Source organism: uncultured Parasphingorhabdus sp. (assembly GCF_963975555.1).
Classification (GTDB): domain Bacteria; phylum Pseudomonadota; class Alphaproteobacteria; order Sphingomonadales; family Sphingomonadaceae; genus Parasphingorhabdus.
The window spans coordinates 311178-331234 of record NZ_CAXBHH010000003.1 but is presented as its reverse complement, the minus strand read 5'-3'; the positions used below and the strand labels follow the sequence as shown (position 1 = coordinate 331234).

Annotated in this window: 21 protein-coding genes; 10 read left to right on the top strand and 11 right to left on the bottom strand. The window is 56.6% G+C overall.

The features are described from left to right. Positions 1–39: 39 nt before the first annotated feature. The 4 genes from serA to AAC060_RS09615 form a co-directional block, all read right to left on the bottom strand. A complete protein-coding gene (gene serA / locus AAC060_RS09630) occupies positions 40–1623 on the bottom strand; it encodes a phosphoglycerate dehydrogenase (protein WP_339825453.1) in 1584 nt (527 codons plus the stop codon). A 113-nt stretch (positions 1624–1736) separates the two neighbouring features. Beyond that, positions 1737–2909: a phosphoserine transaminase gene (locus AAC060_RS09625; RefSeq protein WP_339825451.1), complete on the bottom strand. Its 1173-nt coding sequence runs from the start codon at positions 2907–2909 to the stop codon at positions 1737–1739. A gap of 115 nt (positions 2910–3024) precedes the next feature. Continuing rightward, positions 3025–3336, bottom strand: coding sequence for a PepSY domain-containing protein (locus AAC060_RS09620; RefSeq protein ID WP_339825448.1), 312 nt, complete (start codon positions 3334–3336; stop codon positions 3025–3027). A gap of 16 nt (positions 3337–3352) precedes the next feature. After that, a complete protein-coding gene (locus AAC060_RS09615; protein ID WP_339825445.1) occupies positions 3353–3970 on the bottom strand; it encodes a ferric reductase-like transmembrane domain-containing protein in 618 nt (205 codons plus the stop codon). Between the two features lie 198 nt (positions 3971–4168). On the opposite strand from AAC060_RS09615, the gene AAC060_RS09610 reads away from it, so the two are divergent. Further along, positions 4169–4798, top strand: a complete 630-nt coding sequence (locus AAC060_RS09610) for an extensin family protein (protein ID WP_339825442.1) — start codon at positions 4169–4171, stop codon at positions 4796–4798. Positions 4799–4847: 49 nt separating this feature from the next. Further along, positions 4848–5717 (top strand): LOG family protein, encoded by an 870-nt coding sequence (locus AAC060_RS09605; protein ID WP_339825439.1) that lies wholly within the window; start codon positions 4848–4850, stop codon positions 5715–5717. Positions 5718–5735: 18 nt separating this feature from the next. Here AAC060_RS09605 and AAC060_RS09600 read toward each other — a convergent pair whose 3' ends face one another. Continuing rightward, on the bottom strand, positions 5736–6371 hold the full coding sequence (locus AAC060_RS09600) for a cytochrome c family protein (RefSeq protein ID WP_339825437.1): 636 nt from the start codon (positions 6369–6371) through the stop codon (positions 5736–5738). Positions 6372–6582: 211 nt separating this feature from the next. Between AAC060_RS09600 and AAC060_RS09595 the strand changes: the two genes are divergently transcribed. Further along, complete coding sequence (locus tag AAC060_RS09595; protein ID WP_339825563.1) at positions 6583–7473, top strand: prephenate dehydratase; 891 nt, start codon at positions 6583–6585, stop codon at positions 7471–7473. Positions 7474–7488: 15 nt separating this feature from the next. Here the strand turns inward: AAC060_RS09595 and AAC060_RS09590 are convergent, their stop codons facing one another. Beyond that, a complete protein-coding gene (locus AAC060_RS09590) occupies positions 7489–8700 on the bottom strand; it encodes a hypothetical protein (protein ID WP_339825434.1) in 1212 nt (403 codons plus the stop codon). A 260-nt stretch (positions 8701–8960) separates the two neighbouring features. On the opposite strand from AAC060_RS09590, the gene AAC060_RS09585 reads away from it, so the two are divergent. After that, positions 8961–9731 (top strand): MerR family transcriptional regulator, encoded by a 771-nt coding sequence (locus AAC060_RS09585; protein WP_339825432.1) that lies wholly within the window; start codon positions 8961–8963, stop codon positions 9729–9731. 128 nt (positions 9732–9859) lie between these two features. Here the strand turns inward: AAC060_RS09585 and AAC060_RS09580 are convergent, their stop codons facing one another. Together AAC060_RS09580 and AAC060_RS09575 are read right to left on the bottom strand one after the other, a co-directional pair. Continuing rightward, complete coding sequence (locus tag AAC060_RS09580; RefSeq protein ID WP_339825430.1) at positions 9860–10609, bottom strand: LytTR family DNA-binding domain-containing protein; 750 nt, start codon at positions 10607–10609, stop codon at positions 9860–9862. Further along, complete coding sequence (locus tag AAC060_RS09575) at positions 10606–11739, bottom strand: histidine kinase (protein ID WP_339825427.1); 1134 nt, start codon at positions 11737–11739, stop codon at positions 10606–10608. Before AAC060_RS09575 ends, AAC060_RS09580 begins: the two co-directional genes overlap by 4 nt. 238 nt (positions 11740–11977) lie before the next feature. Here AAC060_RS09575 and AAC060_RS09570 point away from each other — a divergent pair, with 238 nt between their 5' ends. After that, entirely contained in the window at positions 11978–12529 is a 552-nt protein-coding gene (locus AAC060_RS09570; protein WP_339825424.1) for a hypothetical protein, read from the top strand. A gap of 23 nt (positions 12530–12552) precedes the next feature. On the opposite strand, the gene AAC060_RS09565 is transcribed toward AAC060_RS09570, so the two are convergent. Further along, the gene (locus tag AAC060_RS09565; RefSeq protein ID WP_339825421.1) at positions 12553–13452 is read right to left on the bottom strand and encodes a metal-dependent hydrolase; all 900 of its coding nucleotides are present in this window, start codon (positions 13450–13452) and stop codon (positions 12553–12555) included. A 66-nt stretch (positions 13453–13518) separates the two neighbouring features. Between AAC060_RS09565 and AAC060_RS09560 the strand changes: the two genes are divergently transcribed. Further along, entirely contained in the window at positions 13519–14115 is a 597-nt protein-coding gene (locus tag AAC060_RS09560; RefSeq protein WP_339825418.1) for a helix-turn-helix domain-containing protein, read from the top strand. Positions 14116–14130: 15 nt separating this feature from the next. Here AAC060_RS09560 and AAC060_RS09555 read toward each other — a convergent pair whose 3' ends face one another. After that, positions 14131–14571, bottom strand: coding sequence for a VOC family protein (locus tag AAC060_RS09555; protein WP_339825417.1), 441 nt, complete (start codon positions 14569–14571; stop codon positions 14131–14133). Further along, the gene (locus AAC060_RS09550; RefSeq protein ID WP_339825416.1) at positions 14561–15250 is read right to left on the bottom strand and encodes a hypothetical protein; all 690 of its coding nucleotides are present in this window, start codon (positions 15248–15250) and stop codon (positions 14561–14563) included. Before AAC060_RS09550 ends, AAC060_RS09555 begins: the two co-directional genes overlap by 11 nt. 96 nt (positions 15251–15346) lie before the next feature. Here AAC060_RS09550 and lnt point away from each other — a divergent pair, with 96 nt between their 5' ends. From lnt to AAC060_RS09530, 4 genes are all read left to right on the top strand, one after another. Continuing rightward, positions 15347–16876 (top strand): apolipoprotein N-acyltransferase, encoded by a 1530-nt coding sequence (gene lnt / locus AAC060_RS09545; RefSeq protein ID WP_339825415.1) that lies wholly within the window; start codon positions 15347–15349, stop codon positions 16874–16876. A 68-nt stretch (positions 16877–16944) separates the two neighbouring features. Then, positions 16945–18156: a methionine adenosyltransferase gene (gene metK / locus AAC060_RS09540; RefSeq protein WP_339825413.1), complete on the top strand. Its 1212-nt coding sequence runs from the start codon at positions 16945–16947 to the stop codon at positions 18154–18156. Positions 18157–18187: 31 nt separating this feature from the next. After that, positions 18188–18883 carry a tRNA (guanine(46)-N(7))-methyltransferase TrmB gene (locus AAC060_RS09535; protein ID WP_339825412.1) on the top strand — a complete coding sequence of 232 codons (696 nt, stop codon included), beginning with the start codon at positions 18188–18190 and terminating at the stop codon, positions 18881–18883. Between the two features lie 186 nt (positions 18884–19069). Next, positions 19070–20050: a metal-dependent hydrolase gene (locus AAC060_RS09530; protein WP_339825411.1), complete on the top strand. Its 981-nt coding sequence runs from the start codon at positions 19070–19072 to the stop codon at positions 20048–20050. The last annotated feature ends 7 nt before the right edge of the window (positions 20051–20057 follow it).

The following is a 20057-nucleotide window of genomic DNA, read 5'->3' as shown; positions in this document are numbered from 1 at the left end:
GCTCAGGCCATCCTTTTTCTTTGCTACATTGCTATAGGATTAAAACTTCAGCGCCTTGACTGTCTTCACGCCTTCCAGCTGGCAAACGGACCATAATACTGGCTCTTCCACCGGCGAATCGATCGAAAGCAGCAATACCGCTTCACCGCCCGGTGCATCGCTGCGACGACCAAGGTGGAACGTGCCAATGTTGACGCCCGCTTCACCAAGTGTGGAACCGACGCGGCCGATAAAGCCGGGCTCGTCACGGTTGACGATATAGAGCATGTCGCCTTCCATATCGGCTTCGACCTTGATGCCGAACATCTCGACCAGCCGCGGACCGGAAGATCCGAACAAAGTGCCGGCAACTGATTTTTCGCCTTCGTCGGTGGTTACCGATACCCGGACCAGCGTATGGTAATCGCCTTCGCGTTCATGCCGGATCTCGCGGACATCAAGGCCGCGCTCTTTCGCCAGATAGGGCGCGTTGACCATGTTCACGGTATCGCTATAGGCCCGCATCAGCCCGGCCAGCACCGCTGCTGTAATCGGCTTCTGGTCCAGTTCGGCTGCGGCGCCTTCGACTTCAACCGCAACGCCCTTGATCTGGTCGGCTGCGAGTTGGCCGACGAGAGAGCCGAGCTGGGTGGCAAGCGCCATATATGGTTTCAGCTTCGGCGCCTGTTCAGCCGAAAGACTCGGCATGTTGAGCGCGTTTTCGACGCCGCCATTGACCAGATAATCGGCCATTTGTTCGGCTACCTGGATCGCGACATTTACCTGTGCTTCGCTGGTCGAAGCGCCCAGATGCGGCGTGCAAATCAGGTTCGGCGTACCGAATAAGGCGTTTTCCTTCGCCGGTTCCTGTGCATAAACGTCGAGGGCAGCGCCAGCGACATGGCCGGATTCCAGGGTCTCTTTCAAAGCCACTTCGTCGATCAAACCACCGCGTGCGCAGTTGATGATCCGGACACCGGGCTTGGTCTTGGCAAGCGCTTCAGCCGACAGAATATTGCGTGTCTGGTCGGTGAGCGGCGTGTGCATGGTGATAAAGTCGGCGCGGGCGAGAAGATCGTCCAGCGAGACTTTTTCGACACCCATTTCAACGGCACGTTCTTCGGTCAGGAACGGATCATAAGCGACAACTTTCATCCGCAAACCGATCGCGCGCTCGGCAACAATCGAACCGATATTGCCGGCACCGATCAGGCCAAGCGTCTTGCTGGTCAGCTCCACGCCCATGAATTTGGATTTTTCCCATTTGCCGGCCTGGGTAGAGGCATCGGCGGAAGGAAGCTGGCGAGCGAGAGCGAACATAAGCGCGATCGCATGTTCTGCTGTGGTGATGCTGTTGCCGAATGGCGTGTTCATGACCACAACACCCTTGGCGGAAGCGGCCGGGATATCGACATTGTCGACACCGATGCCGGCACGGCCAACCACTTTCAAATTGGTTGCTGCTGCCAATATTTCGGGCGTGACAGTGGTCGATGAACGAATGGCGAGGCCATCATATTCGCCGATGATCTTGATCAGCTCTTCCGGGGTCAGTCCGGTGATTTCGTCAACTTCACATCCCCGTTCGCGGAAAATTTCGGCGGCTTTCGGGTCCATTTTATCGGATATAAGTACTTTTGGCATATCTTGGATTCCTTGTTGGGATCGTCAGGCCAGCGCAGGGCGGCCTCCAAGCCAATGTCGGCATATCTCGGACATTGGCGTGGGCCCCGGCCGTGGCCGGGGCGACACATATATTAGGAAAGTTCGGCTTTCACCTGAGCATAGGCCCATTCGATCCAGAGCAGCAGACGGCGAACGTCTTCCTGCTCGACGGTCGAACCGCACCAGATGCGCAGCGAAGGCGGTGCATCGCGATAGCCGTTGAAATCATACGCAATGTCCATTTTTTCGAGCATCGCGGCAATTTTCTTCGGCACGGAGGCTTTGGCATCGTCGCTCAGGCCTTCATACCAGTCACCCTGGAACACCATGCAGACGCCGGTGTTGGTCCATTTGGCCGGATCGCTGACCATATTGCGCATCCACGGCGTGGCTTCGAGCCAGTCATGGACGGTTTTGGCGTTGCGGTCAGCGCGGGCGTGCAGTTCGGACAGGCCACCGATCGATTTTGCCCATTCGAGCGCAGCGATATAATCTTCGGTCGCGAGCATCGAAGGCGTATTGATCGTAGCCCCTTCAAAAATCGCGGTGTTGAGCTTGTCGCCTTTCTTCACGCGGAAGATTTTCGGCAGCGGCCAGGACGGTGTGTAGCTTTCAATCCGTTCGACGGCGCGCGGGCTGAGGATCAGCATGCCATGAGCGGCTTCCGATCCCATGACCTTCTGCCAGCTAAAGGTGGTCGCATCGAGTTTTGACCAGTCCATAGGTTGAGCAAAGACGGCGCTGGTCGCGTCGTTGATGGTGACACCTTCACGGTCGGCGGCAATCCAGTCAGTATCGGGAATTCTTGCGCCCGAGGTCGTGCCGTTCCAGGTGAAGACAACATCATCACCCTTGTCGATCGTGGTCAGGTCGGGAATTTCGCCATAATCGGCTTCGAGGACGGTCAGATTGGCAGGCTTGAGCTGCTTTACAGCGTCCTGGATCCAGACATTGCCAAAGCTTTCCCACGCAGCAACGGTGACCGGACGGGCGCCCAGCATATTCCACATCGCCAGTTCGACAGCTCCGGTATCGGAAGCCGGCACGATGCCGATCAGATAGTCGTCGGGGATGCCCAATAGCTCACGACTGAGGTCGATAGCATATTTCAGGCGAGCCTTGCCGGTCGCGGAACGATGCGAGCGACCCATGGCGATGGTGTTGATTTTGTCGAGGGACCAGCCGGGGAATTTGGCTGTAGGACCCGAAGAAAAATTCGGGCAGTCAGGACGCAATTCTGGCGTCGGTACATTAGTATCAGTCATTTTAACGCTTCTCCTTACAGAGAGCTCGCGCGGCGTTGGGACCGCGTGGCCCGGCGCCGCTTTGTCTTGTGCAGCGCAGCATGTCAAGCGCGTTCTTGGTTGCGAATGAAACCGGCTATTTCTTCCGGAACAGGATTTCGCCGCGGCGTGAAACCAGCAATTTTTCTAGCGATACCGGGTGAAAATAGGCTTCTACCCGATCGCCTTCCGGGGTGGTGCCATAGACTTCATAGCAGCCGCCATCGACTTTCGACTTCTTGATCGTCCAGCCCTGTTTGACCAGACTGGCTTCCAGTTCGGCCCGCGTTTTCCAACCGGACTGCGGACCCGCTTCACAGGTCATCTTGCCGGTTGCCAGAGCAGGGGCGGACAAGCCGGCAGTGGCAAGAAACGTGGCGGCTGCAACGGCTATTACGGAATATTTCATGTCATTTTCTCCAGACCTATTCGGTTTGCAGCGATTCGCGCTGCTTCGCATCATTGTTTCTTCTGGCATATATGATAATGCCTCGCAAAAGCTCAAGTAGCAAAAGCGGAATAAAGTGGGCGAGGGCCCCGCCGATGCCATCATGTATCAACAGCCAATGCGCCAGCGTCAGCAAGGCAGCAACATATGCCAGTCGCTGCAATCGCTTCCAGCCCTGCTTGAGCCATCGCATGGATGCGTTGTTGCTGGTAATCGCCAGCGGTACAAATAGCATCAACGCTGCCCATCCGGTCCAGATTCCCGGTGCCCAGAATTCCGCCAGAATTGGCTTCAGGGCCTCCATATCTATGACATAGAAGACCAGATGCAGCATCCCATATCCAAAGGCAGCAAGTCCGAAGGACCGGCGGCGTTTCATCAACCACCCGATCCAACGGCGGTTTCCGAATATCACCGAAAGCGGTGTGATGATCAGGGCCAGGATCATGAACCGCGCGGAAAATTCGCCGGTCGGATGGAGCATGTCCATAGCGATTATGTCGCCTGTCCAATATCCCCTGACCAGCAGAATGGCAGGGATAGATAGCACCAGCCAGAAGACCGGCAGGCTGTTCAATTTTCGGACAATGGACATGATATTGTCATGTGATTCGCAGACCCGTTGGTCCAGCATAAATTTGTCGCAACTTGTCGCACGCTCCGTTTCGCTCCGCTGGTAAGCATTTTTTAACCATGATCTTCAGCTTGGATTTAACCATATTCTGTCATTGAACCCGGCATGGAAATGAAATCACAAATTATACGCCGCGGTCGGACTGCAGGACTTCTGGCCTTGGCTTCCTTAATACTCAGCGCTTGTGGTGCGATACCCGCGGGCAACAGCGGCCAATCGCAACGGCCTCAGCCCTCCGCGGGGCTCGGCTCATTTGACCCCACACCCGCCGCTCGCCAGTGTTTCACCGATCTCGGCAAAGCCAATGTCCGCTTCTCTCCCTTGCCCAACCGCCATTTCAGTGGTGGATGCAGCCAGATCGACAGTATCAAGCTGCTCGATGTAGGAGCCGATGTGACCAACCTGGGCCCGGTGAAATGCGAGTTGGCGGGCAAATTTGCCGCCTGGACCGAATTTGCCGTGAAACGCGCGGCGCGCAAATATCTTGGCAGCGACCTCAAGCGTATCGAAACCATGGGTAGCTATAGCTGCCGCAATATCGCCGGATCGGGTAAATTGTCGGAACATGCGCATGCCAATGCGATCGATGTCTCGGCCTTTGTGCTGACCGACGGCCGCCGGATAACCGTCGAAAATAACTGGAAAAGCGGGCGTCAGGAAATGCAGTTTCTTGCGGCCATCCATGACAGCGCCTGCAAGCGTTTCGGCACAGTGCTCAGCCCCAATTATAATGCGGCGCACCGGGACCATTTTCATCTCGATATGAGCGGCAACGGATATTGCCGCTAGGAGGATAAGGTCACTGGTCAGCCATAAATCTTTGCTTTAGGGCGGATGCATGACCAACAAAGATCTCAAAGACAACCGTTTTCACCACGCCAAGCAGGAAGCTGAATTTGCCGAAAAGGCCGATATCAGCACCGCCCAGACACGGGACCCTGCCTATAGGCTGGCCTTTCAGGATACCGAGTTCCTGCTTCGTGAAGAATTGCGCCCCGTCCGCTTCCAGCTGGAATTGCTGAAGCCGGAGATGCTGCTCGATGAAGCCGGCATCGGCTCGACGTTAGTAATGTACGGATCGGCCCGTATCCCCGCACCGGAACATGCCGACGCGCTGATCGAGGCGGCGACCGATGACGAATCTCTTAAGATCGCACAGCGGTTGAAAGAGAAAGCCAAATATTATGACGAAGCACGCCATCTGGCCCGGCTAGCAAGCGCTTGCGGCATTTCCAGCGATGGCAAACGTGATTTTGTTGTCTGCTCCGGCGGTGGTCCGTCGATCATGGAAGCGGCCAATCGCGGTGCTGCGGATGTCGGCAAAGAGTCGATCGGACTCAATATTGTCCTGCCGCATGAACAGGCGCCCAATGAATATGTCACACCGTCACTGAGTTTCCAGTTCCACTATTTCGCGCTACGCAAGATGCACTTCCTGTTGCGGGCAAGAGCGGTGGCGGTATTTCCGGGCGGCTTCGGGACGCTGGACGAATTTCTCGAACTGGTCACGCTGGTGCAGACCGGCAAGATGGAAAAACTGCCGATATTGCTATTCGGCAAGGATTTCTGGAATCGCGTGATCAACTTCGATGCGCTGGCCGACGAGGGCACAATCAGCCGCAAGGATCTAGAACTGTTTCAATTTGTCGAAACCGGCGAAGAAGCCTGGGCGATTATCCAGCAATTTTACGATCTGGATTGCGGCTAGGCAATCCGGGCGGCGAGCCTATTCTGCCGCCGCCGCTGTGTCTGCCGCAACTGCTTCCGGAGCTTCGGCATCAGCGCCTGCTTCGGCGGTAGCCGCTTCAGCATCTTCTTCCGTAGGTGCTTCGACCACGGGAGCAGCCGGCAGAGGCAGGTTTGAACCTTGCGCGTTTAGATAGACCATCAGATTAGCGCGGTCTTCCGCCTTGCCCAGGCCGGCAAAGGTCATCTTGGTGCCTTCGGCATATTTGCGCGGCGAGGTCAGCCAGGCGTCCATGCCCGCCCAGTCCCAGTTGCCGGCAACGCTTTTCAGCGCGTCGCTATAGGCAAAGCCTGCGACATGGCCGTGCGGTTTGCCCATGGCTGCGTATAGATTCGGACCGATGCCATTGGCTCCGCCCTGATTGATGGTGTGGCAAGCCGCACATTTGGCAAAGACCTTCTCGCCAGCGGCGATATCGGCGGTCTGCAACAATGTTTCGATCGACGGCCCTGCGTCAGCGCCACCGGCGGTTTCCACTCCGTCGATCACATAGCCCATGACTTCAGGACGCTCGTGCTTGCCGGCGTGAAAATATTTGCCACTGACGATGGAGAAACCGAGGGCGGCGATGCCGCCAGCCAGTACCCAGCCTGCGATGGTGTTATTGTTGCTCATAAACTGTCTCAAACCCCTGAGTGAGCGGCGGCCATGGGCCTGCCAAATTTGTGCTGTCTGTAAAGAGGGCAACGGACCAACGCAAGGCCTCAATTGCCGCAAAAGACGCAAATATAGTTGGAAAATGTGATGGGCACCGGCCGACACACCACTAATTTCTTGCCCCTCCATGTTCCGTTCGACTATCGCAACGCAGCAAAAGAGGGGCATGATGGACAGCTTTCCAAAAAACGCACTGGGTATGGTCAAGAAAATGACCGAAAAAGGCGCTGAAATGCCGGCAAAGGCGATTGCCTTCCAAGGCGCCCCCGGGGCCAATTCGCACCTTGCCGCGCTCGACTATGCGCCGGACGGCCTGCCGGTTCCCTGCTTTGCATTCGAAGATGCGATTGACGCTGTGAAACAGGGCTCGGCGGGATGCGCGATTATTCCGATCGAAAACTCGCTGCACGGCCGGGTCGCCGACATCCACTTTCTGCTCCCCGAATCGGGCCTGTATATCGTCGACGAATATTTCATGCGGATCGAGCATTGTCTGATGGCCAAATCCGCTGATGCCGATATCCGGACCGCGATGAGCCATCCGCAGGCGCTCGGCCAGTGCCGCCACTATCTGCGCAAACGCGGTATCATCCCGGTCGCCTATGCCGATACCGCCGCCGCCGCCGCCTTCGTCGCCCAGCAGGATGATCCGCATGCCGCGGCGATCGCACCGAAACTCGCCGCGGAACTTTATGGTCTGCAGCCTGTCGCCGATGCAATCGAGGACGCGCCACACAATATCACGCGTTTTGTCGTCCTGGCACCTGAAGCGGTGAAGCCGGAAACCAGCGGCCAGTTGATGACGACCTTCATATTCCAGGTCAAAAATGTTCCCGCAGCGCTCTATAAGGCGATGGGCGGCTTTGCGACCAACGGCGTCAACATGACCAAGCTGGAAAGCTACCAGCAGGGCGGCAGCTTTGCCGCCACCGAATTTTATACCGATATCGAGGGTGCACCCGGTGATCCGGCCGTTGACCGAGCGCTCGAGGAGTTGAGCTTCTACTGCAACAACGTGCGGGTGCTGGGCACCTATCCGCAGGCGCGGCCAAGAGGATAATGACGTAACGAATGCCTAGGCGTTCGACGATTCGACATCATTGCCGAACAATATGATCATCGTCCCGAGCATCGCCAGCAGGATGAAACCGAATCCCTTGAGGCGGTTGCCTGGAATCAGGAAGGCCCGCCGTGCTGCGATCACCGATTGCAGCGTGTAATAAAGCGCAAAGGCGCGGCTGGCATAAGCGATGATCTGGAAAATATTGACGCTCCAGGTCAGGAACAGGCCGATAGCGACCAATATCGCATAGCCGGTCCGCGCTTTCACATGACCCTTGGTCAGTTCCTCGACCAGCCCGCCGGATCCGCTGGTATCGGCGATCGCCGCGCTGAACTGCGCCGCAAGCGCAGCGGCCACCAACAGCAGCGGCAATATCGGTGTGATGATTCCCATCATGTCGATAATCGCGGTCTCGGTCAGGGCGAATTGTTCGCGCTCGAAACTATAGGCGAACAGCCCGATATAGATCATGTATATCACCGCGCTGACAATCTGGGCGAGGCGCATTGATTTGATCCGGGTCGCAGCATCATAATTCTTGCCAAGATAGCGCGAGGTTTCAAAACCCTGCACCGTGATGATCAATCCGAAGGCGAGGGTGATCGCGGGCCAGCCGGAAAGCAAAGGCGGATGGACGAACAAGGTCGCAGCGCTCGCCTTCTGGTAGAAATACCAGGTCAGGCCGACCAGCAGACCGACGATGATCGCCAGTTTCAGCGTCACGGCGCTATATTCCATCTTCTCCAATGCCTTGAATCCGCGGGTCCAGCCGACGATCAGGATTAGGATATAGATGGCCGAGGTCAGCAGCTTGGCATTGGCCGTGCTGTCGAAAGACGTCAGGCTGACCCCGAAGGCGCCGAACAGATTGAGATAATAGCCGACCGAAATGGTGAAGGCGAAGACCAGCGCCCAGGACGCGGCAATTTCCAGCCGGTCGACGCCGTCATTCTGAACCGGTTTGCGGACATTGCGGTGAAAAATATTGAAGCGGATCGCCGATCCGAACAGATAGGCCCCGAGACACAGGCCGGCCATGATAGCCGGTGCGATATAGCCGTAATCCGACACCAATATCGGCGCAAGCACCAGAAACCCGCTGCCGATGATCGAAGCCAGCGGCGTTACCGTCGCCCGCCAGACCTGCGATTTTGACAGGCGCGGCGCGAGCAGCATCAAGCCGGTCGCTATCACCGACAGGATGATGAAAATATTCAATATCAAGACAAGGTCCGATGGTTCCAGGTGGGTGCAAAGATGAAAAGGCAGGATAGCCCCGTGGCGGATCGCTTGTCGACGGGTTTCTCGGAATATGCGCGTTGCCGGTTGCCGGGACTGTTCAGGGTTATGGGGGTGAGGCCGTCCTGTTTGCAGCTTCAGGATAGGGAACCAGACGTAAGCCGAATAATTTCATCGAGGCTATTGACCCTCACGCGACGGGAGGAATTATAGAGTCGTTCGGCGGACACTCGCAGGAGATAAAAATGGCACATCATACGGTTAGAGAAGTGGCGGCGATAGCTGGCGTGTCAGTGCGCACTCTGCATCACTATCACGAGATTGGCCTGCTTGATCCCGCGCATGTGGGCGCGAACGGTTATCGCTATTATGGCCGCGACGAATTGTTGCGCTTGCAACAAATCCTGATTCACCGCGAACTGGGCATTTTGCTCAGTGATATTGGTCGAATTCTCGACGCCCCCGATTTTGATCGCCTTGCTGCGCTTAAAAGTCAGCGCGAGCGCATCGCCGAAGAAGCGGCACGTTCCGCCGAAATGTTGAAAACGATCGACCGCACGATCGCCGAACTTGAAGGAGAATGCGTGATGCAGGATGCAGAACTATACCCGGGTATTGTCGATCCGAAGACACAAAAAGAATATGAAGCCTGGCTCGTAGAGAAATATGGCCCCGAAATGGAAGGTCATATCGAGAGCAGCAATCGCCAAATGGCGAAGCTGACAAAGAGCGAGAGAGAGGCCAGAATGGCTGAGCTAGCCGATATTGAGCAAAGTCTGGCGACAGCATTTGGAGATGGCGTTCTCCCGGAGGCGGACTCGCTTGATCCGCTGGTCAAGCGGCATTTCGAATGGGTCAAAGCGAGTTGGGGGCAGGAAGGTTCGATATCCTCTTATGCGGGTCTTGCGGATATATATCTCGCCCATCCTGACTTTGTCGCACGCTACGAACAAATTCAGGCGGGCTTTGCAGAATTCCTGGCCGCGGCGATGCGGAACTGGGCTCACCGACAATGAAATGAGGCGAGCGGCGCTACGTTGCCGCTCGCCTTACCCCCTTTGATCTGCTTCGATCAAGCTCTGCTTTTGGTAGACAGGTTCCCTCGACGCGCCTCACGCGATAGCTTGTCTGATCACATGCCCGGCTAACGCCCTGCCAGCTTCTTCGCTTCTGCCAGATGGGTCCGGCCGATACGGATTTCGGTGCCGCATTTCAGGCAGGCCATCCACACGCCGCCGCCGTCATGGCGCAGCCCGGCAATCCAGTCGCGGCGGACCAGATGCGAACGGTGCAGACGGATGAATTCTTCCGGGTCGAGCCTTTCTTCCAGGCCGGTGATGGTCTGGTGCAGCAGATAGCTGACGGCGCCGACGTGCAGGCGCATATAGTCGCGTTCGGCCTCGACCCGGTCGATTTCGGAGGAGACGATGCGGCGCAGTTCGGATTTGTAGGGAACCCAGAATTCTTCGGCCCAGGGCGAATCTTCCCCGCCATCGCTGCGCGGTTCTGCGGTGCGTTCGCGGACGCGGGAGATGGCCAGCGTCAGTCGTTCATTCTCGACCGGTTTCAGCACATAGTCGATCGCCGCCACATCAAAGGCCTCGACGGCAAAGCGGTCAAAGGCGGTGACAAATATGATCGCCGGGGCATCGGGCTTGCCGGACAAGGCCCGCGCGACGTCCAGCCCGTCCTTGCCGGGCATGGCGATGTCGAGCAGCAGCAGGTCCGGTTTCAATTGTTCGGTAAGGCGTAGCGCCGCTTCGCCATCGCTGGCGGTGCCGATCAGATCGATCTCCGGTTGCCGGGCGCAGAGCAGTTGCAGGCGCTCGATTGCAAGCGGTTCGTCGTCGACGATCAATGTCTTGAGCGGTTTGGCTTCGATGTCTTCGATCATGGATTATCCAGCATCAACGGTAAGGTCAGTTGCGCAATATAGCCACCTTCTGCCGGACGTACAGTCTGAAGGCCGGCTTGGTGGCCAAAACGGGTTTCCAGCCGGTCCCGGACATTGGCGAGGCCGATACCGCTGCTCGTACCATCATCCTGCAGATCCACAGGTCGCGGATCGCCGTCATCGGCCACGGTCAGGATCAGATTGTCGCCATCGGACCGCGCGCTTATCGATATGGTCACCGGACGTTTACTATGGGCGACACTATGCTTGATCGCGTTTTCGACCAGAGGTTGCAGGATCAGCCCGGGTACGAGGACACCGAGCAGATCGTCGGGGATATTCACCTTTGTCCGGAGTCGTTCGGGGAAGCGGACCGCCTCGATATCCAGATAGAGATTTTGCAGATGCACTTCTTCTGACAAGGGCACATCCTCCAGCGGATCGCCCGACAGGCTGGTGCGATAGAATTTCGAAAGATTGAGGATCATTTCCTCCGCTTCTTCCGGCTGGCTGCGCATCACCAGGGTGCTGAGGCTGTTGAGCGTGTTGAACAGGAAATGCGGATTGACCTGATAGCGCAGGGATCGCAGCTCGGCATCCTGCGCGGCCTGAGCAAAGCGGGCGGCCTTGCGCTCAATCTGCCGGACTTCTCCGGCATAGCTCAGGGTCAGATATAAAGATGTCCAGCTGACGATGAAGAAAAAGCGCGAGGTGGCATCTTCGAACATCGCTTTGAATGCGAAATTATCCTGGGTCATATATTTGCGCATCTCCTCGACATGCGCATCGTCCCAAAGGTTTTCCGGATAATAGACATTGAAGACATAATGATTGAACGCAGCGATGATGATCGCGCAGGGAATGGCGGCGGCAAATGCCGTGATGATCCGGGTCGAAAGGGCTTTGCCCTCGAACTGCCGGAGCAGAAGATAGAGCAGATAAGTGATGCCGATGCCAAAAATCGTCACGACAATACGGCGCATCGCCATTTCGCCCTGTGCGGGCCAATCACCGACAGAAACACGCAGGGTCAGGATGATGACATAGAAAAGCCAGAACCCGAGGATCGACAGGATTGCAACCTGATGTCCGACCGACGGCTTGCGGTTTCCCAGTTCAAATTTTCTCATATATATAATCAATTCATGGTTTCGAGGCAGCTTAGGCCAATATGGTATCAATTGTCTCTAGGTGAATCGTGACCGGTCGAAAGAGGCTGGCGGTTGGTCGAAACTTTCCAGGTCCGACGCGCAAATTTCCAGATTTCTGGCCTGTTGCGCGGGATTAAATCGCACATGTTTAACCAAATACTAACCATGTTCGGCTCAAATGCCTGAGTGGGATGAACCCACAAGGAGACGAGCGGACATGCCAAAGGAAATACAAGCGGTTCCCGGCGCCATGACGCTGGCTGAGATGAAGGAATTCGCGAGCTTTAGTTCTGCGACCCAACGCTATATCCGGCGTTCGCTGGACGTCGGGCTTGTGCGGTCTGACGCGATCGAAACTTGGTCGCGCGACAAGGTCGAAGAGGCCGGGATCAAGGTTCAAATGGCTCTATACCGGCGCATTGATGATATCCGCCGAGCCATTCCCGAAGATTGTGCCATCGACAGTATCGAAGCGTTCATGCCGTCACTGATCGTGCTGGCCGCCTTTGATCTGGGGCAAGGCCGTATTCACAGCTTTCCCGCGTTTCGCTTCCTGTACGAGCGTCTGCTTGGTTCGGAATCGCGTCCCTGGTTACCCGGCGCATTTTGTGCGGCGGCGTCGCTTCCCCATCTTCATCCGAAAACCCGCAAGGGTTTGCTGCAATCGATCAGCGAAGCCGCTGCGACCGCGCCCGGCTGGTCTAATCGCGAGCCCAGCTTTTTTCCGGAATGGATCGACAAGGTAGACGTCAGCAAAGCGGCGCATTGATCACTGCCATTTAAGGCTTGGCTTTAGGCCGTCGCTGGTCGTCCCGTTATCGCCGCTTCATATTCGCTTTCGGCCCGATGGATCAGATGCCTGTCATCCTCGTTCCACGGATGAAATCCGGGCAGAAAAAATTTGCACCAGGGAATGATGATTGCCCGGCCGATACCCGGCTTGAAGAGCAGGAATTTTAGCAGCTTCATTTTCACCCGCCATCCGGTGATGCCGTCCTGTGCCAGCAGGTCGAGCGTATCACGCCAGCGGTTGCCCCAGAAATTGCGGGTGATCAATATCATCATCACCGCTTTCACCTGCCAGCGTTTTCGCCGACTCCAGTCCCTGGTCGCATAAAGCCAGGTGTCATAGGCGACCCCCTTATGTTCAATCTCTTCCAGTGCATGCCAGCGCCACAGATCGGCGGTTTCCTCGTCGGAATTTTTCCAATGCAGCGGATTGGCCAGAAATTGCTGGGCCATGATCGCGGTAAAATGCTCGAGGATCATCGTCGCCGCCAAATTGGTTATCTCGGGCCGGTCTTTGGTCATCGCCAGAGATTCTGTAATCCGCTTTTCTATCCGGCTGGTGTCATAGCCATTTTCTTCAACCCTGCGGTTGAGCGCCAGATGTTCGCGGCTGTGGATCACTTCCTGTTTTACGAAGGCGCGGATCTCGTTTTGCAGTTTTTCGGGCGTATGGTCCCGGAATGCTTTTACGCTTTCAATGAAAAAAGCCTCGCCACGCGGAAAGGTGAGCGACAGGCAATTGTAAAAAGCGGTCGCAACGGCATCGCCATTTTGCCAATATTTCCCGGGATCATAACCCTCTTCCCGTCCGAAACGACGGTCGCGCGGCGTAATTTTATGATCCGCAGGCGTTGGTGTCTGGATGGTTTCCGGTTCGGCGTTGACGGAACGAAGCATGTTCATCGGATGTTTCCATTTTGCGGAATGCGGCCTATAGTCAGGATGTTCATAATAAGGTTACTAACATAAATGTCAATAGCGAAGCGACGTCTGTCCCCCGAAGCAAGCCGTAACATGGCGCTGGCAGCAGCCCGCGATTTGCTGATCGAAACAGGCCCGCAGTCGGTCACGCTAAAGGCGGTTGCGGCCCGTATCGGTCGCACCCACGCCAATCTGTTGCATCATTTCGGTTCCGCATCCGGCCTGCAAAAGGCGCTTGCGGCCTATTTGTCGGACGAAGTCTGCGGCATGATCGCGCAGGCGATCCTGAAATCCCGTACCGGTGAAGGGACTGTCCGCGATATTGTTGACCTGACGTTCGACGCTTTTGACAAGCAGGGCGGGGCGGCGCTCTGGTCCTGGATGATGCTGACCGGCAACGAAGACGCGCTCGACCCGATTGTCGATGCCATTCATGCGCTGGTCGATGATATTGGCGAAGACGGTCACGAAGACCGGGAAAAGCATGATGACACGCTGGCGCTGGTTCTTATGGCATTGGGTGATGCGCTGATCGGCGACCGGCTGTCCGGATCGCTTGGTTTACCCCGTGATTCTGCCCGTGACATGGCCGAACGGCAACTGGAAGATGCGCTGGAACGCTGGAAATGCGAGCATGAAGACTAGTTTTCTTGGGTCAGGTCAATCCTTGGCGAACAGTTGATCGTCGCTGGCAAAGGCTTTGAACTCGAGTGCATTGCCGCTGGGATCATGAAAAAACATTGTTGCCTGTTCGCCAGTCTGTCCCTTGAAACGGATCGTCGGTGCGATGACAAAGGCGATACCAGCTGCGGTTAGACGGTCAGCCAGCGCCTGCCACCCGGACATCGTCAAGACTACGCCAAAATGCGGAACCGGCACCTGTTCGCCATCGACCGGGTTGATCAGCTGACGGTTATCATGATGCTCGTCCAGATGGGTAACAATCTGGTGCCCGAACAGGCTGAAATCAATCCAGTGCTGGTCACTGCGGCCTTCGTCACAACCAAGCAGGCCGCCGTAAAATTTTCGCGCTTCCTCGAGATCGCGTACCGGAAATGCGAGATGGAATGGCCGTAGCGGCGTGTTCGCTTCAATGTTCATATTGTTTGCCTTTATCTTCGGGCGCGGCAAGCGTGAAGCAATGTTCGATGTCAAGATCGGAACCCTGACCCAATGCTGCTTTTTGCTTGGCGTCGGCCAGTAGCACCTCCCGGCTTTGGGTGAGCAATATATCGCTTTCCTGACCGCTCAGGCCTTCGGCGCGCATCTTGTCGCGGGCGCGGCTGTCCAGAACAGCAGCCAGAGTCTTCAAATCCTGCGCGGTCTTGGACAGACCCTCCCGGTCGTGGACTTCTTCATAGGCCAGTTGCAACATTCCGGCGCACTGGCTCAAATCGGGTTTGGGCTTGGGCGGAACCGCGGCATCGAGCAAAGGCAGGCAAGTTGTCATTTCACGCCGGACCACTTCATCGGGATCCGCGGCATTTTTTCCCAGAGTTTGCTCGGCCGCCAGTGCCGCCAGAATATCCTCGCGGACCTGCTCCTTCGTTCTTCCGGTTTCATCCATGATCCGCTTTCCGACCAGACCGGCATAGGTCGCACCGCGTTCGGTCAGCAACGGATAATCGAATGCGCTCGCCATGCCGCGCTCCTGTTCCGAAGCGATGATCGCGAGCACGGCAACACAGGACAGGTCACGCCGCTGGCTTTCGTTGAGCGGTTCGGGCGGGTCGGCTGCCGGTTGCGACAGGACGAGCATGAGAAGGGGAATGATATTCATGGGCCGACAATAGCAAGCAAATGCCGGTTGCGGCAATTAGCAATTGAATGGTGAACGCGAACACGGCAAAAGCCGCGGGTGATAAAAATCCAGCACATGATAGCTCGCCATCCCTACGCCATTGCGCTTGTCGCTGGCGGGATCAGCGCAACCGGTTTCGCGCCGCTCAACCTGTGGCCGCTAACGCTTCTGATGCTGGCCTTGTGGATGGCGACAGTGATGCAGGCGCAAAGCCGAAAAGCCGCCTTTCTAACCGGCTGGCTGTTCGGCTTGGGTCATTTCATCATTGGCCTGAACTGGATCGCCAAGGCTTTTACCTTCCAGGCCGCGATGCCCGAATGGCTCGGCTATATCGCTGTGGTGCTGCTGTCGCTCTATCTCGCAGTTTTTCCTGCGCTGGCTGCCTTGGGCGCTTATTGGATTGGCAAGGGCAGGCCCGGGACACTGGTGTTGGCTATGGCCGGGATGTGGATCATCACGGAATGGCTCAGAAGCTGGGTCTTCAGCGGATTTATCTGGAGTCCGCTGGGTGCGGTTGCTCTGCCGGTTGGCCGGATGGCGGATTTCAGCATGTTTGTCGGATCTTATGGTATGTCCGCGCTGCTGTTTGGCGGGGCCGGTGGCCTTTGGCTGCTGTGCCAGAAAAGGTGGAAACCCGGCTTTCCGTTGATCGCCATCTTTGCGGGGCTTGCTTTGATCCCGCATCATCAGACGACGCAAATCTCATCAGACCAACCTCTGATTACCGTGGTTCAGCCCAATATCGGCCAGCAGGACAAATGGAAAGCCGGCTATGAAGAGCAGAATCTCGCAAAGCTGGCTGAACTGACATTACGGAAAGACGATAGCCCGCGGATTATCTTTTGGCCGGAAGCAGCGATCCCGGACTATCTGGAAACCGGCTATCCGGCGCGCTATTATTATGGCCGTCCGCCGGAATTTGTCCGTCAGCAGCTCGGCGGATTGATGAAGCCCGGCGATATGCTGGTACTGGGTGCGCTCAAGCTCGAATTTGACGAAGCGGAGGGCCGCGCGATCGGCGCCCGCAACAGTGTCTTTGCCATGGATTCCGAGCATGAGTTGATCGGGCGCTACGACAAGTCCCATCTTGTACCTTATGGCGAATATCTTCCGATGCGACCGCTGTTGTCCGCTATCGGCCTGTCGCGACTGGCGCCCGGAGATTTTGACTTCTGGCCGGGCCCCGGTGCCCGTTCGCTCGATCTTGGCAAGTTTGGCAAGGCCGGTCTGCAGGTCTGTTACGAGATTATTTTTTCCGGTCAGGTCGTTGACCGCGACAATCGCCCGGATTTCATTTTTAATCCGTCCAACGATGCCTGGTTCGGCAACTGGGGGCCGCCGCAGCATCTGGCTCAGGCGCGTTTGCGGGCGATCGAAGAAGGGCTGCCGGTGATCCGTTCCACGCCGACCGGCATATCGGCAGTGATTGACGCGAACGGAACGGTCAGAGCCAGCGTACCGATGGGGCAGGCCGGCCGGATCGATAGCCGCTTGCCGCAGGCCAAAGCGCCCACATTATTTGCGCGGTACGGCAACATCCTGTCGCTCGGTCTGGCGCTGCTTTTGCTGCTATCTGCCATTGCTATCCGCGTGCGCGGTCGTTAAAGCACATATAAACATTTCCTTATGTCCCTAAAGCTGATGTTGTTTCGGCCCAAAATCAGGATTTTGCCATGCGTTCAGAATTTATCTTCACCTCCGAATCGGTCTCTGAAGGCCATCCCGACAAAGTATCGGACCAGATTTCTGATGCGATCGTCGATCTGTTTCTTTCGAAAGACCCTGAAGCACGGGTTGCCTGCGAAACCATGACTACCACCGACCGGGTCATTCTTGCAGGAGAAGTGCGCGGTTCGGGGATGATTGATACCGACGGCAACTGGGCGCCGGGCGCGCAGGAGGAAATCCAGACCGTTGTCCGCGAGACCGTGAAGAAAATCGGCTATGAGCAGGACGGGTTTCACTGGCAGAATCTGACCTTCGAAAATTATCTGCACCCGCAATCGGCGCATATCGCGCAGGGCGTGGACGAAAGCGGGAACAAGGACGAGGGCGCCGGCGACCAGGGCATCATGTTCGGCTATGCCAGTGATGAAACTCCGGATCTGATGCCGGCGACACTGCAATATTCGCACGAGATATTGAAACAGATGGCCAAGGATCGTCACAGCGGCGCAGCCCCGTTCCTCGAGCCTGACAGCAAGAGCCAGGTGACCCTGCGCTATGTCAACGAAGTACCGGTCGAAGCCGTTGCTCTGGTGGTTTCGACGCAGCACGCGCCGGGCTATTACAAGGATAGCGACAATCCTGCGCTTTACGAGGAATTGCGCGACTATGTGATGGGCGTGTTCCACAAGGTGCTACCCGAGGGCTTTATCACCGACAAAACGGTGATTCACGTCAACCCGACCGGTCGCTTTGAAATTGGTGGCCCCGACGGCGACGCCGGTCTCACCGGACGCAAGATCATCGTTGACACTTATGGCGGTGCCAGCCCCCATGGCGGCGGTGCTTTCTCCGGCAAGGATCCGACCAAGGTCGATCGCTCGGCAGCCTATATCACGCGCTATCTGGCGAAAAATATCGTCGCCGCCGGTCTCGCCAAGCGCTGCGCGATCCAGCTGTCTTATGCGATCGGTGTTGCCGAGCCATTGTCGATCAACGTCGACCTGCATGGTACCGGCAAGGTGAGCGAAGAGCGACTGGAAGAAATATTGCCGCAGCTGGTGCGGCTCACACCAAAAGGCATTCGTACCCACCTTGGTCTGAACAAGCCGATATATAGCCCGACGGCCGCTTATGGCCATTTCGGACGCAAGGCAGACGGGGATTTCTTCACTTGGGAGAAAACCGATCTGGTAGATGCACTGAAAGCCGCAATCTGAGGACGATCTTGCCAGTAGAAGTTTTCAAAGGATGACCGTTTCCAAAGAAGGTGATCCCACCACCATTCGTCAGCTATACGGCAGGCGGCAGGGCCATGCCCTGCGCGATCAGCAGGTCGGACTGGTTGAAAAGCTGCTGCCGCAAATCGCGGTGCCGGTGGAGGGGCCTGTATCGGCCAAGTCGCTGTTCGGCGGCGACCGTCCGCTGCATTTTGAAATCGGCTTTGGCGCCGGGGAACATCTTGCCGCGCGCGCCGACATGCTGCCCGATCACGGCTTTATCGGCTGCGAGCCCTATCTCAACGGCGTGGTTGGCGCATTGCAGCATATCCGTGACGGCCATCTGGGCAATGTTCGCCTGCATATGGGCAATGCGCTCGACGTGCTCGAACGGATCCCCGACGGTTCGCTGAGCTTCGTCTATCTACTGCATCCCGATCCCTGGCCGAAGGCGCGCCACGCCAAACGGCGTTTCATGAATCATGGCCCGATCGGCCTGATCGCGCAGAAGCTGAAACCGGGCGGGGAATTCCGTTTCGGCACCGATCATCCGGTCTATCTGGAATGGGCCTGCATGATCATGAACCAGCGCGACGAATTTGACTGGCTGTGCGAAAGTCCGGAAGACTGGATGATCCGCCCCGGCGGCTGGCCGGAGACGCGCTACGAAGCCAAGGCACGCCGTCAGGGTCATGATGTCTGGTATTTCCGCTACCGGCGCAAATAAACCAGAATATTTCAAACGCCACCTTGCGGAAAACCCGAAATTCCGCCGGTTTTCATCGTGATAACGAATTGTAAACCAAGCATTTTAAGCATGTTGCCACGCGGATCCTTAACCTTCCTTATCTACAAAACGCTTAACCAAAAGCGGTCGCGTTGATATTGAATTTCAGGAAGGTATACGAAAAAAATGGGCAGGAAACTATCCATCGCCGGAGCGGCGACCGAACCCGATCATGCGCATAAGTCCGATCATGGATATAAGAGCGCGACGCCTGACGATCTCCATATCAAATCCCGTAACCGCTATTTTGCCAGCGAATCGATCGAACGCCGCCGCTGGATTGGTGGCGATCCTTTCGCTTCGGCCTTTTTCAATGCCCTGTCGGTGACCTTCCCGAAAGGCGAGACCTTTTTCATCGAGTCGCTCAGGAAATTCCGCAACCGGGTGCCGGCAAAATTGCAGGGTGAAATCCGCGCTTTCATCCAGCAAGAGGCGACCCATAGCCGCGAGCATCATTGCTTCAACCAGCATCTGACAGACTGTGATCTGGATATTTCACGGCTGGAACAAACCATCGCTGACGTAGTGAATGGTATCCGGGTCAGACCGGAGATATCCCATCTCGTCGCGACCATGTGTATCGAGCATATCACCGCAATATTGGCGGCGGAGGTGATCGCCAACCCGAAGCATTTTGAAAATGCCGACGAACATCAGCGCAACCTCTGGCTCTGGCATGCTTCTGAAGAGGTCGAGCATAAGGGTGTGGCTTATGATACCTGGCTCTATGTGACCAGAGAGTGGAATCCGCTCAAGCGCTGGTTTGTTCGCAGCCTGTTCATGGCCAAAATCACTCTCGGCTTTACAATCAACCGGACAAAAGGTGTGATCGACCTGCTACGGCAAGATGGCATATCCGGGTTCCGCGCGTGGACCGGACTGGCGCATTATGCGCTGGTTGGCCCGGCGCCTTTCCGGCGGACGCTCTGGCCCTTGATGCAATTTTTCAAACCGGGCTTTCACCCGTGGGATATTGATGACCGCGATCTCATCCGGCTCGCGGAGAGCGAATATGAAGCCGCGATCATGGTTGCGGAGACCGATTCGGCCGAGATCTCTGCATTGGACGACCGGCGCAACCCCGAGCCTTTGAAGAAAGTTGCCTGAGAATCAC